General features: G+C 59.2%; 10 protein-coding genes. All 10 read right to left on the bottom strand.

Features of this window, described 5'->3' with window-relative positions:
- Window positions 1-49 precede the first annotated feature (49 nt).
- The 10 genes from ACL2XP_RS06640 to nuoG all read right to left on the bottom strand — a co-directional run bounded on the left by ACL2XP_RS06640 (window position 50) and on the right by nuoG (window position 12,890).
- Entirely contained in the window at window positions 50-574 is a 525-nt protein-coding gene (locus tag ACL2XP_RS06640; protein ID WP_413737826.1) for an iron transporter, read from the bottom strand.
- 47 nt (window positions 575-621) lie between these two features.
- Window positions 622-2,580, bottom strand: a complete 1,959-nt coding sequence (locus tag ACL2XP_RS06635; RefSeq protein WP_413737825.1) for an FTR1 family iron permease — start codon at window positions 2,578-2,580, stop codon at window positions 622-624.
- Between the two features lie 163 nt (window positions 2,581-2,743).
- The gene (gene nuoN / locus ACL2XP_RS06630; protein WP_413737823.1) at window positions 2,744-4,201 is read right to left on the bottom strand and encodes an NADH-quinone oxidoreductase subunit NuoN; all 1,458 of its coding nucleotides are present in this window, start codon (window positions 4,199-4,201) and stop codon (window positions 2,744-2,746) included.
- 6 nt (window positions 4,202-4,207) lie between these two features.
- Window positions 4,208-5,743 carry an NADH-quinone oxidoreductase subunit M gene (gene nuoM / locus ACL2XP_RS06625; protein WP_413737822.1) on the bottom strand — a complete coding sequence of 512 codons (1,536 nt, stop codon included), beginning with the start codon at window positions 5,741-5,743 and terminating at the stop codon, window positions 4,208-4,210.
- A gap of 166 nt (window positions 5,744-5,909) precedes the next feature.
- Window positions 5,910-7,754: an NADH-quinone oxidoreductase subunit L gene (gene nuoL, locus ACL2XP_RS06620; RefSeq protein WP_413737821.1), complete on the bottom strand. Its 1,845-nt coding sequence runs from the start codon at window positions 7,752-7,754 to the stop codon at window positions 5,910-5,912.
- Window positions 7,751-8,053, bottom strand: coding sequence for an NADH-quinone oxidoreductase subunit NuoK (nuoK, locus tag ACL2XP_RS06615; protein WP_413737820.1), 303 nt, complete (start codon window positions 8,051-8,053; stop codon window positions 7,751-7,753). Before nuoK ends, nuoL begins: the two co-directional genes overlap by 4 nt.
- Window positions 8,050-8,610 (bottom strand): NADH-quinone oxidoreductase subunit J, encoded by a 561-nt coding sequence (nuoJ, locus tag ACL2XP_RS06610; protein WP_413737818.1) that lies wholly within the window; start codon window positions 8,608-8,610, stop codon window positions 8,050-8,052. Before nuoJ ends, nuoK begins: the two co-directional genes overlap by 4 nt.
- Before the next feature lie 10 nt (window positions 8,611-8,620).
- Complete coding sequence (gene nuoI, locus ACL2XP_RS06605; protein WP_413737816.1) at window positions 8,621-9,163, bottom strand: NADH-quinone oxidoreductase subunit NuoI; 543 nt, start codon at window positions 9,161-9,163, stop codon at window positions 8,621-8,623.
- 14 nt (window positions 9,164-9,177) lie between these two features.
- Complete coding sequence (gene nuoH / locus ACL2XP_RS06600) at window positions 9,178-10,155, bottom strand: NADH-quinone oxidoreductase subunit NuoH (protein WP_413737815.1); 978 nt, start codon at window positions 10,153-10,155, stop codon at window positions 9,178-9,180.
- A complete protein-coding gene (nuoG, locus tag ACL2XP_RS06595; RefSeq protein ID WP_413737813.1) occupies window positions 10,152-12,890 on the bottom strand; it encodes an NADH-quinone oxidoreductase subunit NuoG in 2,739 nt (912 codons plus the stop codon). The genes nuoH and nuoG overlap by 4 nt, the downstream gene beginning before the upstream one ends.
- Window positions 12,891-12,972 lie beyond the last annotated feature (82 nt).

Genomic DNA, 12,972 nt, shown 5'->3' with positions numbered 1-12,972 from the left:
ACGGTAGCCGATACCGCCGCAACTGCCGGGCAATCGCGGCGGGGCCGGTTTATTTCAGACCGATATATTTGAAATCGTAGCTGACGTCAAACGGTTTCCACCAACGGCCCACGCCGGTTTCAGCGTCGGTATGGCGATGCAAGCCGGCTTTTGACGGCGGTTCGATATGGAAAGTGACTTTATAGTTGCCCACGCCCATCATTTTCACGTTCTGGCCGTAATGGGGGCCGTCGCTGGCGACCATGGGCATAAAGGTGCCTTCCTGCTTATCGCCGGAATCGGTATTCACCAGGGTGTAGCTAATGGTCAGGTAGGGCATCCATTCACCGGCGCCGAAACCATTTTTATTGCCTTCGACCGCATGGATATCGGCCTCCAGATGAACATCCGCTTTGGCGGCGGGCAGGCCCATGCCGCGCGGCTCCATATCGATGGGCTGCAAATAGACCGCCGCGATTTGCATTTCGTTCATGGTGACGGTTTCACCGGCCGGATGCTCGGCGGCAAACGCGGCGGGGGCACTTATCACGCCGGTTACAACCAGTGCGGCCACCAGGCTTTTATTCATCTTCATCAACTTCATCCTCAGTCAGCAAAAAAATTACATTATTATAGAGTGCTCTACACCGCTTCCTGTTTTGGCAACGTGGTACCGGAACGCCGGCGCATAACCCAGAGAGCCGCCAGCGCGGCCAGTACTAAAACCATCTGGGGTACCAGGGTTTCCAGGTAGGGATAGATGCCCAGCCAGGTGATTTCCGGTACGCCCTTCAACAACGTGGGTTCGAATAATTTGCCTTCGATTAACTCCAATACCCCTTTGCCGGCAAAAACAAAGGCCATTAAATACATGAAGCCGCCGGTAAACATAAAGAACGGTTTAAGGGGCAGTTTCACGACGGTATAACGCATTAACAAATAGGCCAGCACCAGGATTACGCAGCCAATCAGGAAACCGGCCAGGATGGACAGTTGGCCGCCGACGTTGCTGGCATCCCCCAGCAATGCATAATAAAACAGCACCGTCTCGGCCCCTTCGCGATATACCGCCAGAAAGCTGGTGAACCACAGGCCGGCCAGAGATCCGCTGGTTAACGATAAGGTAATCTTCCCTTCCAGATAGGCTTTCCAATGCCGCGCCTCCACTTTGGAGAGCAGCCAATAGCTCATAAAGAACAGCGTGACCACGGCAATCATCATCGTGGCGCCTTCGAGCAGCTCGCGGTTGGCGCCGGAGTTGGCGAACAGCCACTGGAACAGCCCCGCGGTGACCACGCTCGCCAACAACGCGATCCAAACCGACTGCCGGATCAGCGGCAGTTTGTCCTGGTGTTTATTTTTCACCAGGTACGCGACGATGGCGGCGACGATCAGCAAGGCTTCCATACCCTCGCGCACGATGATCAGCAGGCTATACACCAACAGCGTCCAGTGGCTTTCGCCACCCTCGCCCAGCATGTCCACCGCCTTGGAGAGGTTGGCGGCGAGGGCGTCGGCCTGCTCTTGCAGTTGGGCGGCCGGCTGGCCGGCTTTCATCAAACTGACCAGTCGGGTGAAGTAACCTTCCAGCGTGGACTTGAACGCGGCGTCGCGCGAGCCGATTTTGTTCTCCATGCCGCTGGCTTCAAAGCGATCGAAATAGGCATCCTGGATGGCCATCATGCCGGCTTTGGCCTGGCCCGCGCGATATTGGGCGATAGCCGCGGCCACGGCGGTATTAATGTCGTTGCTGACCTGGCGCCAGTTGGCATCGGGCTGTCCGTCGGCGCCGGCGGCCGGATTGGCGCCGTTATCGGCGATGCCCCCGGCGACCGGGGCCGCAACCGGCTGGTCGTCGCGGGTGGTGGGCAGTCCGGGCAACAGATCTTCGATATCCTGTAATAGCGTGGTGACGTTATAGGACATATCGTTCATTTGGTCGGGTTTGCCGGCCAGGGCAATCAGGGCGATAAACTCCTGGTTGATCGCGGCGGCCTGCTGGGCGGAGCGGTTTTTGCGCACCGACATTTCCATTTCGGAATTTTTGAATCCCTGGAAATGGGCTTGCTGTACGCTTTGGCTGGCGGCGGCGTACTGCCCCTGCTGGTATTGGGTCAAGGCGTTGGCCAGCAGGTCGTCGATGGTTTTAAAGCTTTGCTGCCAATAGAGGGCGATTTGCGTATTTTCGTAGGCGCCATGCTGCCCCGCCGCCACCAATTGGTGACCGCCGGCCAATACCGGCAATACGCTATCGAGATCGTTTTTCAGGCCGTTGATCTTGGCCTGCACTTCCGCCAGCGGTTTGCCTTCGCCAATCAGGCGGCGGATCTCGCCGAACTCGCTTTCCATTTGATAGCTTTTTTGCGCCGAAATATTAATACGGATCGGCCCTTCGAGATTTTCAAAAACCTCAAAATACGCCATTTGCACTTCATGGCGCGCTTCGTCCGCTTTCTGCTGCTGGTAGAGCTGCGCGGTGGTATCCAGGCGGCCCTGGATATCGGTAATCCAGGTTTGATAGTCGTCAGCCGCCCAGGCGAGCGAGATGCCGAGCCAACCGATGAAACCGAACAGTAGGTATTTGAGACCAGAAGTGAACATCGAACCCGAGCCAAACGTCAATGAGAGTTATTTGCATTATCACCGAATGGCACAAAGAAACAATGACGGACGTCAATAAAGGCTTTTTTTAACGAGAATTATTTCGCGCGGCCCGGGGATTAAAAAATTGGACCGCCAGCGGGCGGTCCAGGGAGAGACACGGTTACATCAGCGGCTGCGCCAGCCTGACCAGCGAAATCAGCGGCTGCGGATAGATACCCAGCAACAGTACCAGCAAGGAGGAAATCAGCACCACCACCCCGCCCGCGGTCAATGCCCAGTTGGAGGGGGTATCGCGGCGCAGTTTTTCCGGCGGGCTGAGGTAAAGGCTGACCATCACGCGCAGATAGTAATATAACCCGATGGCGCTGCCGAGCACCACGGTGCCGGTTAACCACCAGAGGTGGGCGCCCACGCCTGCGGCCATGATATAAAACTTACCGATAAAACCCAGCGTCATGGGGATACCGGCCAGGGACAGCATCATGACCGTCATCACCGCCGACAAAATCGGTTTATGCCAGAACAGGCCGCGATAGGAATACAGCGAATCGGCATCCGGACCGGTGTAGGGGCTGGACATCAGGCTGACCACCCCGAAGGCGCCCAGGCTGCTGAACAGATAGCCGGCCAGGTAGACGCCCACCGCTTCCACAGCCAGTTGGTGGGCCTGTACCGCAATCAGCCCCACCGTCAGGTAGCCCAAATGGGCGATGGAGGAATAACCCAGCAGGCGTTTGATATTGGTTTGCCCGATGGCCATCAGGTTACCGAACATAATGGAGCAGAAGGCGATAATGGCCAGCACCAGGCGCAGGGCGTCGCTGTTCACCACCGGCGTGTACAGGAACAAACGCATCAGCACCGCGAAGATCGCCACTTTGCTGGCGGTGGCCAGAAAAGTGGAGACCGGCGCGGGCGCGCCCTGGTAAACATCGGGCGTCCATAAATGGAACGGCACCAGGGAAAGTTTGAAACCCAAACCGACAATCATCATGCCCAGGCCGGCCAGCAACAGCGGCTGGCGCAGCATGGTATCATCCAGCACCCGGCCCAGGCCGCCAAACGACAGGTTGCCGGTATCGGCATAGACCAGCGCCATGCCGAACAGCAGGAACGACGACGCGGCGGCGGATAACAGGGTGTATTTAAGACTGGCTTCCAGCGAACGTTTTTGCCGGTAGGCGTAGCCGATCAGCCCGAACAGCGGCAGCGAGATCAGTTCAATGCCCAGGAACATCGACGCCAGATGATTGGCGCCGGCCAGCAAAATACCCCCCATGGCGGCAATCAGCACCAGCAGGTAAAACTCATCCCGGTTGCCGGGATAACCCGCCAGCCACGGGTAGGCAAAAGTGCTGGTGGCCAGGCTGGCGGCCAGCACCAGGGCGGTATAAAACATGGAGTAGCCGTCCGCCCGAATCAGCGGGGTCACATCCATCGGGCCGACCTGGCCGACGAAATAGAGCGATAATAACGCCAGGTTCAGGCCGATAACGGTCAGGGTGGCATTGATAAAGTGGTCGCGTCGCCACGCTATGCACAGCATCACAACCACCACCGTCAATCCGACGATCAACAGCGGTAACAGTGCGATCAGTTGTTGAGGAGTTATTGTCATGGCGAATTACGGCCTTGTTGTTGAAATGGTTGAACCGGCTTCGTTTATGGCGAACCAGTGCTGTACATTGCTCATCGCCGCGGAGGAGGTATCAAGGATGACCTGCGGGAAAAAGCCCAGCAGCACCAGCAACACCGCCAGCAGCATCACGATCGACAGTTCGCGCAACGACATGCCCGGCAGGGTTTCTTTTGACTTGGCCGGGCCATAATACGCGCGCTGAATCATGATCAATGAATAAACCGAAGCAAACACCAGGCCGAAAGTAGAAATAACCGTAATCATCGGTACGACGGGGAAGCTGCCGAACAGGATCAGGATTTCGCCGATAAAGTTACCGGTGCCGGGCATCCCCAGGGTAGCAACCGCAAAAAACAGCGACATGGCGGGGATGAATTTTATCCGCCCCCACAGGCCGCCCATCTGGCGCATGTCGCGGGTATGCAGACGTTCGTACAGCTGGCCGCAAATAATAAACATCCCGGCGGCGGACAGGCCGTGGGCAATCATCTGCACCACCGCGCCCTGGTAGGCCAGCTGGCTGCCGCTATAGATGGCGATCAGCACGAACCCCATATGGGAGACGCTGGTATACGCGATCAGGCGCTTGATATCGGTTTGGGCAAAAGCCATCCAGGCGCCGTAGAAAATACCGACCACCCCGAACCACATGGCGATAGGGGCGAATTGGTGCGACGCCTCGGGAAACAGCGGCAGGCAAAAACGCAGCATGCCGTAGGCGGCGGTTTTAAGCAAAATCCCCGCCAAATCCACCGAACCGGCGGTGGGCGCCTGGCTATGGGCGTCCGGCAGCCAGCCGTGCAGCGGCACGACCGGCATCTTTACGGCGAAGGCGATGAAAAAGCCGAGCATCAGCAGATATTGCGCCAGCGAAGACATGGGGGTGTGCAGCAGATCTTCATAATTGAAGGTCCATTCCCCGGTGGCGTTGAAATGCACGAACACCAGCCCCAGGATGGCCACCAGCATCAGCAGGCCGCTGGACTGGGTATAGATAAAGAATTTGGTCGCCGCGGTGATACGGGTTTTACCATCCGACGCCTTATGTCCCCATAAGGCGATCAGGAAGTACATCGGCACCAGCATCATTTCCCAGAAGAAAAAGAACAGGAACATGTCGATGGCCAGGAACACCCCGATCACGCCGCCGAGTATCCACAGCAGGTTCAGGTGGAAAAACCCCTGGTAGCGCTGGATTTCACGCCAGGAACAGAGGATGGCCAGCACGCCCAGCAAGCCGGTCAGCACCACCATCAGCAGGGAAAGGCCATCCAGCGCCAAATGGATGGAAATACCGAACCGCGGTATCCACGGTAAAATATATTCGGATTGCCACTGCGGCAGTCCCTGCGCCGAAACCAGTGTATACCCGCCCTGCAACCAGAGTTGCAGGGAGAGCGCCAGCGTCAGCCCCATCGCGATCACGGCTATCCAGCGCGGTACCCGGGTACCAAAACGCTCGCATTGCCAACACAGCAGACCGCCAATGAAGGGGATAAGTATTAGCCAAGGTAGTAGCATGGCGTTGTGCGTCCCTAAATTGAAAAAACCTGAAAACTTGCTGCGGAGCGGGGGAAGGCATACTGCCGGTGTAACCCCCTCTCCTCGCGCGTCGTTAACCGCCGTTGTTTTAAACGAGAGTTATCAGCAACTAAACTGCGTAACTCACTGCGTTAAACAACCTTCGTTATACAAAAACCAGCAGCGCCACCACTATTACGGCGCCCAAACTCATGGAAGCTGCGTACCAGCGCAGCTGGCCGCTCTCGCTGAACGTCAGGCCGCGGCCGGCCCAGCGCGCCAGCACCGCCGGAATATCAAGCAAAGCGTTCAACGGGTCCCGCCGCAGCAGCTTGGCAATACCCAGATAGGTTTTGACGAACACTTTATGGTACAGCCAGTCGAAACCCCAGGCGTTGAACCACCAAACGGTGAAAAAGCGTCCCGGCGCGCTGGCGGCCACGGCGTTAACCAGGCTGCGCTTGCCGAGATACAAAGCGGCGGCGATCAGGATGCCCACCACCACCACCACGCCGGAGATAATTTCCAGCGTCATCTTGCCCTCTTCGCCAGCGCGGCCGTCCGGCAATACCCCCGCCAGCGGCGGCGTAATCAGCGCGCCGATAAACGTGGACAGCACCAGCAGCACCAGCAGCGGCAAGTGATGGCTGATCCCTTTGCCGGCATGGGCCTTGATCTGTTCTTTACCGTGAAACACGATAAAGATCATGCGGAAGGTGTAAATGGAGGTGAGCAACGCGCCGACCAGGCCCGCGAACATCAGGTTGAAGTTGCCGTTGGCCAGGGCGCCCCACAGGATTTCGTCTTTACTGTAGAAGCCGGCGGTAATAATCGGCAGGGCCGACAGGGCCGCGCCGCCCACCAGGAAGCAGATATACACCAGCGGGATGGATTTGCGCAGTCCGCCCATTTTGAAGATATTCTGCTCGTGATGGCAGGCCAGGATCACCGACCCCGAGGACAGGAACAGCAGCGCTTTGAAGAACGCATGGGTCATCAGGTGGAAAATAGCCGCGTCCCAGGCCTGTACGCCCAGGGCCAGGAACATGTAGCCAATCTGGCTCATGGTGGAGTACGCCAGCACCCGTTTGATATCGGTTTGCACCAGTGCGGCGAATCCCGCCAGCACCAGGGTGGTCGCGCCGACGATCCCCACCAGATGCAGCACGTCCGGCGCCATCAGGAACAGGCCGTTGGTACGGGCAATCAGATACACCCCGGCGGTCACCATGGTGGCGGCGTGAATCAGGGCCGAGACCGGCGTCGGGCCGGCCATCGCATCCGCCAGCCAGGTTTGTAACGGCAACTGGGCCGATTTGCCTACCGCGCCGCCCAGCAGCATCAGCGTCGCCAGGGTGATGGCGGTGGAACCGACCGCCAGATGCTGCGGCGCCAGCACCATCAGCTCGCGGAAGTTCAGCGTGCCTAGTTCGCGATACAGGATAAACAGGGCGAATGCCAACAGCACGTCCCCTACCCGGGTCACGATAAAGGCTTTCATCGCCGCCTTGCCGTTTTTCGATTCGGTGTAATAGAACCCGATCAGCAGGTAGCTGCACAGCCCCACCCCTTCCCAGCCGAGATACATCACCAGCAGGTTATCGGCCAGGACCAGCAGGACCATGCTGGCGATAAACAGGTTGGTATAAGCGAAAAAGCGCGAGTAGCCCTCTTCGCCGCGCATATACCAGGAGGCGAACAGATGGATGAAAAACCCGACGCCGGTGACCACCGACAGCATGGTCAGCGACAGGCCGTCCAGGGTCAGGGTAAAGGCGATGTTGAAATTATCCACCGAAATCCAGGTCCACAGCGGCTGGTTGAATACCGCCGTATCGCTGGGACGGTTGCCGAGGAAATCCAGCCCCACCCACAGGGTGGTCAGGGCGGCGAGGCCAATGGTCCCGACCCCCACCGCGGCCGACAGGTTTTCCGACCAGCGTCCCCGGGAAAAGGCCAGCAGCACATAGCCCAACAGGGGAAACAGAATTGTTAAATAGAGTAGGTTCATCCGTGCATCTCGCTGACTGTATCGATATTCAGGGATTGGCGGCGGCGGTGCAGTTGCAGCAGCAGCGCCAGGCCGATACTGGCTTCGGCCGCGCCAAGGCTGATGGCCAGGATATACATCACCTGCCCGTCCGCCTGGCCCCAGTAGCTGCCGGCAACGATAAACGCCAGGGCGGAGGCGTTGATCATGATTTCAAGCCCCAGCAGCATAAACAGCAAATTGCGGCGAATCAGCATGCCCGTCAAACCCAGTACAAATAGAATGGCGGCCAAAATGAGTCCGTGGGTTAGCGGGATCATGCCTGTTCCTCCGATTTTCTTTTAATGGCGTCGGTTATTTTGGGGCCTTTATTCACCGCATCGCCCTCGCGGTCTTCGCGCCCCAGATGGAAGGCCACCACCAGCCCGGCCAGCAGCAGCATGGAAGCCAGCTCCACCGCCAGGACGTAAGGTCCGAACAGCGCGATGCCAACGGATTTGGCGCTGATAACGTCGCCGGCGATACCGCGATCGCGTACGCCGTAGATGGCGCGGATTAACACGCCCAGCAGCAGCAGCGACAGCACGCCCGGCCCGACCCAGGCCGACGGGGTCAGCCAGTCGCGTTCCTGGCGCACGTCGGCGGCGCCCAGATTAAGCATCATCACCACAAACACAAACAGCACCATGATGGCGCCGGCGTAGACGATGATTTCCAGCGCCCCGGCGAAATAGGCCCCCAGCGTAAAAAATACGCAGGCTATGGCCAGCAGCGAGACGATCAGGTACAACAATGCGTGAACCGGATGAGTGTGGGTAATGACCCGCAGCGTAGCCAATATCGCCACCAGGCCGGACAAATAAAAAGCGACTTCCATGCTTAACTCCTTAGGGCAGCAAACCTTTGACATCGATGGGTTTGGCTTCGTTTTCCGCTTCGCCTTTATCTTTCCCGCCGATCGCCATACCGGCCATCCGGTAAAAATTATATTCCGGATACTTACCCGGCCCCGAAATCAGCAAATTTTCTTTTTCATAGACCAAATCCTGCCGCTTGAACTCGCCCATTTCAAAATCCGGCGTCAGCTGGATGGCCGTGGTCGGACAGGCTTCTTCGCACAGGCCGCAAAAAATGCAGCGGGAGAAGTTGATACGGAAGAATTCGGGATACCAGCGTCCGTCCGCGGTTTCCGCTTTTTGCAGCGAAATACAGCTGACCGGACAGGCCACGGCGCACAGGTTACAGGCCACGCAGCGCTCTTCGCCGTCCGGGTCCCGCGTCAGGACGATACGGCCGCGAAACCGCGGCGGCGGATTGACCGGCACATCGGGATACATCTGCGTTTCGCGCTTGCTGAACGCCTGCATGCCGATCATCCAGATACTGCGTAGCTGGGTGCCGCAACCAATCACTAACTCTTTTAATGTCATGGTTTATTCACCCCTTATTGAGCGTTATACAAAATGACCGCGGCCGTCGCCAGCAGGTTCAGCAGCGTTAACGGCAGGCAGATTTTCCAGCCGAAAGCCATCACCTGGTCATAGCGCGGACGGGGTAGCGCCGCTCGGATCAGGATAAACATCATCATAAAAAAGGCGGTTTTCAGGGCGAACCAGATAAACGGCGGCAAAAACGGCCCCTGCCAGCCGCCGAAGAACAGCGTCACGATCAGCGCCGATACGGTGACGATACCGATATATTCACCCACGAAAAACAGGCCGAACTTCATGCCGGAATATTCGATATGGTAACCGTCGGCGAGTTCCTGCTCCGCTTCGGGCTGATCGAAGGGATGGCGGTGGCAGACCGCGATGCCCGCCAGCACGAAGGTGGCGAACCCGAAGAATTGCGGAATGATATTCCACAAATCGGCCTGGGAGGCGACGATATCGCCCAGGCTGAACGACCCGGCCCGCGCCACCACGCCCATCAGGGACAGTCCGAGGAACACCTCGTAGCTCAAGGTCTGCGCCGAGGCGCGCATGGCGCCGAGCAGGGAGTATTTATTGTTGCTCGACCAGCCGGCGAACAGCACCGCATACACCGCCAGCCCCGCCATCATCAGGAAGAACAGCACCCCGATATTGAGATCCGATACCACCCAGGTGGGGCTGACCGGAATGATGGTGAAGGATACCAGCAGCGCGGTAAAAGCAATTACCGGCGCCAGGGTGAAGATCATCCGATCGGAGAACGGCGGCACCCAGTCCTCTTTAAAGAACATCTTCAGCATATCCGCCACCAGTTGGAGCGAACCGCCCCAGCCGACCCGGTTAGGCCCGTACCGGTTCTGGAACAAGCCCAGCAACCGGCGTTCGGCAAAGCTCATATACGCGCCGCAGGTCACTACCACCAGCAGGATCACTATCGCTTTCAAAACCGTTAATATGATGTCAATCACGTCCGATGTTAACCAACTCATAACGCGGCCTCCCGCAGATGTTCAACCGGTTGTCCCGCCCATACCGGCGGAATGCCCGGCAGCCCAAGCGGCAGTCCGACCTGCCCCGCGGCCAGCGCGTCGCTAAAGCGCACCGGCAGCCGCAGCGATTGGCCGGCGCAGCTGAATTCCAGCAGCGTGCCGCTGTTAACGCCCAGGCGCTCCGCATCCTGGCGGCTTACCATCACGTAAGGTTCCGGCATGCGCTCCTGGATCACCGCCGAGCGCTGCGAAGTCTCTTCGCTGCCGAACAGGTGGTAATAAGGGGCGACGCGCCACGGGCCGCCGTCCGTCGCGGCAAAGGCCGCCGGAATGTCGGTAAAGTAGGCCAAACGATCCTCGCCGGCTTCCAGCAAACGCACGCCGGGGTCGCCGTGGCGCAAATGGCCGCCCACCTCGTCCTGGAATTTATTCCAGGCCTGGGGGGAGTTCCAGCCCGGCGCCCAGGCGAACGCCACTTGTTTGCTGGTGCCCTGGGGGCTGCTGTTGCCTTCCATGGAGAAGGCGAACATGGTGTCTTTATCCTGCGGCTGGCGGGGCTCGTGCACGTTGATGTTGGCGCGCATGGCGGTACGGCCGCTGTAGCGGTGCGGCTCACGGGCCAGTTTCTGCCCGCTGACGCGAAAGCCCGCATCCGGCGCGGCCTGCACGATACCGGCCAACTGCGGCAGGGTCTCGGCGCAGGCGGCGATGATATGGTCGAACTGCGTCCAGTCCACATGGCGGTCGAGATAGGTGGAATGCAGCGAATGCAGCCAGCGCCAGCTCTCCAGCATAATGGTCTGGTCGTCGTAATAAGCCGGATCGTATACCTGGAAAAAGCGCTGCGCGCGGCCTTCCTGGTTAACCAGCGTGCCGTCGCTTTCAGCAAAGCTGGCCGCCGGCAGAATCAGGTTGGCCTTATCCATAATGGCCGTGCGCTGGTGATCCACCACAATCAGATTGATGGCTTTCGCCAGCGCCGCGTCCACCCGCTGGGCGGGGGCGTGGCGGTACAGGTCGTTTTCCAGCACGATTACGCTATCCGCCGCGCCCTGTTCGATTTGCGCCAGCGCCTCGTCTAGGGAGCCGCCGCCCATCAGCGCCAGTCCCATGCTGTTGGCGGCCGCGGCCACAAAGGTAATGCCGACGTCGGCGCCGCGCCCTTTCAGCGCGCGGGCGACGTTGGCGGCGGCGGCGATCACCGCGACGCTGCCGGCGTTGCTGCCGGAGATAATCAACGGCTTGCGGGCGCCGGCCAGGGCCTGGACGATAACATCGATTTTGGCGCGCAGCTCGTCGGACAGACCGTCGACCTGCGGCGCCGCGTCATCCAGCGCGTGGGCGATCGCGAAGCCCAGGCGAGCCTGGTCCTCCACCGGCGCGCAATAGGTCCAGGCGGCGAGATCGTCGAGTTTGGTGCGATCGACGCCGGTGACGAACAGCGGATGCCGGGCATGCTGGCCGATGGTCTGAATGGCGGCGATTTGCCAGTCGGCGACTTTTTGCGCCGCGGCCATTTCGCGGGTTTTGCCCTTGACGGCCTGGCGCACGGCCAGCGCGATGCGCGCGCCGGTCTGGGTCAAGTCTTCGCCCAGCACCAGCACCGCATCGTAGCTTTCCATTTCGCGCAGCGAAGGCGTATGGATGCCGCCGTCGCGCAGCACGCTGAGCATCATGTTCAGCCGGGCCTGTTCGTCGTCGGAAACGCCGTTATAAAAATTGGCGGCGCCCACCAGCTCACGCAGGGCGAAGTTGCTCTCTACGCTGGCGCGCGGCGAACCGATGCCAATCATTTTTTTGGCCTGGCGCAGCGCGTCGGCGGCCCCTTGCATCGCCTGGTCGGCGTTCAGGGAGATCCAGTCATCGCCCCGGCGTTGCAGCGGATGGCGCGGACGATCTTTCAGATTGACATAACCGTAACCGAAACGGCCGCGGTCGCACAGGAAGTAATGGTTCACGCTGCCGTTGAAACGGTTTTCGATGCGCCGCAGTTCGCCGTAACGCTCGCCCGGGCTGGTATTGCACCCGACGCTGCACTGCTGGCAAATGCTGGGAGCGAACTGCATGTCCCATTTGCGGTTATAGCGTTCGGAATGGGTTTTATCGGTAAAAACCCCGGTCGGACATACTTCAACCAGATTGCCGGAAAACTCGCTTTCCAGCGTACCGTCCTGGGGACGGCCGAAATAAATATTATCGTGCGCGCCGTACACCCCGAGATCGGTGCCGTCGGCATAATCTTTGTAATAGCGGACACACCGGTAGCAGGCGATACAGCGGTTCATCTCATGGGAGATAAACGGGCCGAGATACTGGTTGCGATGGGTGCGTTTGGTAAAACGGTAGCGGCGGAAGTTCTGGCCGGTCATTACCGTCATGTCCTGGAGATGGCAGTTGCCGCCCTCTTCGCACACCGGGCAATCGTGGGGGTGATTGATCATCAACCACTCCACCACGCTCTTGCGGAACTGCTGCGCCTCCTCGTCCTCGATGGAGATGAAGGTGCCGTCGGATGCCGGCGTCATACAGGACATCACCAGCCGGCCGCGCGTATCTTCGGCGTTTTGGTATTGCTTTACCGCGCATTGGCGGCAAGCGCCGACGCTGCCCAGCGCCGGATGCCAGCAAAAATAAGGAATATCGAGACCGAGCGTGAGACAAGCCTTAAGCAGATTGTCCGACCCGTTGACCTCGTATTCTTTGCCGTCTACATGAATGGTAGCCATAGTCAGCATGCTTCCGTGTGGCCCGCCGTACGGCGGGCGTTAATCAAAATGCGTCTCGGGTGCATAACATCCGGCACGCGCTGCGCGCGGC

The organism is Sodalis sp. RH21 (assembly GCF_047324175.1).
Taxonomy (GTDB): domain Bacteria; phylum Pseudomonadota; class Gammaproteobacteria; order Enterobacterales; family Enterobacteriaceae; genus Acerihabitans.
Note: the sequence above shows the minus strand (reverse complement) of the source record. Positions and strands in the feature narration are given on the sequence as shown.

What these genes read in the sequence shown, in the direction of transcription:
- ACL2XP_RS06640 (WP_413737826.1), bottom strand. Translation starts at nt 574, where the DNA reads ATGAAGATGAATAAAAGCCTGGTGGCCGCACTGGTTGTAACCGGCGTG.
- ACL2XP_RS06635 (WP_413737825.1), bottom strand. Translation starts at nt 2,580, where the DNA reads ATGTTCACTTCTGGTCTCAAATACCTACTGTTCGGTTTCATCGGTTGG.
- nuoN (WP_413737823.1), bottom strand. Translation starts at nt 4,201, where the DNA reads ATGACAATAACTCCTCAACAACTGATCGCACTGTTACCGCTGTTGATC.
- nuoM (WP_413737822.1), bottom strand. Translation starts at nt 5,743, where the DNA reads ATGCTACTACCTTGGCTAATACTTATCCCCTTCATTGGCGGTCTGCTG.
- nuoL (WP_413737821.1), bottom strand. Translation starts at nt 7,754, where the DNA reads ATGAACCTACTCTATTTAACAATTCTGTTTCCCCTGTTGGGCTATGTG.
- nuoK (WP_413737820.1), bottom strand. Translation starts at nt 8,053, where the DNA reads ATGATCCCGCTAACCCACGGACTCATTTTGGCCGCCATTCTATTTGTA.
- nuoJ (WP_413737818.1), bottom strand. Translation starts at nt 8,610, where the DNA reads ATGGAAGTCGCTTTTTATTTGTCCGGCCTGGTGGCGATATTGGCTACG.
- nuoI (WP_413737816.1), bottom strand. Translation starts at nt 9,163, where the DNA reads ATGACATTAAAAGAGTTAGTGATTGGTTGCGGCACCCAGCTACGCAGT.
- nuoH (WP_413737815.1), bottom strand. Translation starts at nt 10,155, where the DNA reads ATGAGTTGGTTAACATCGGACGTGATTGACATCATATTAACGGTTTTG.
- nuoG (WP_413737813.1), bottom strand. Translation starts at nt 12,890, where the DNA reads ATGCTGACTATGGCTACCATTCATGTAGACGGCAAAGAATACGAGGTC.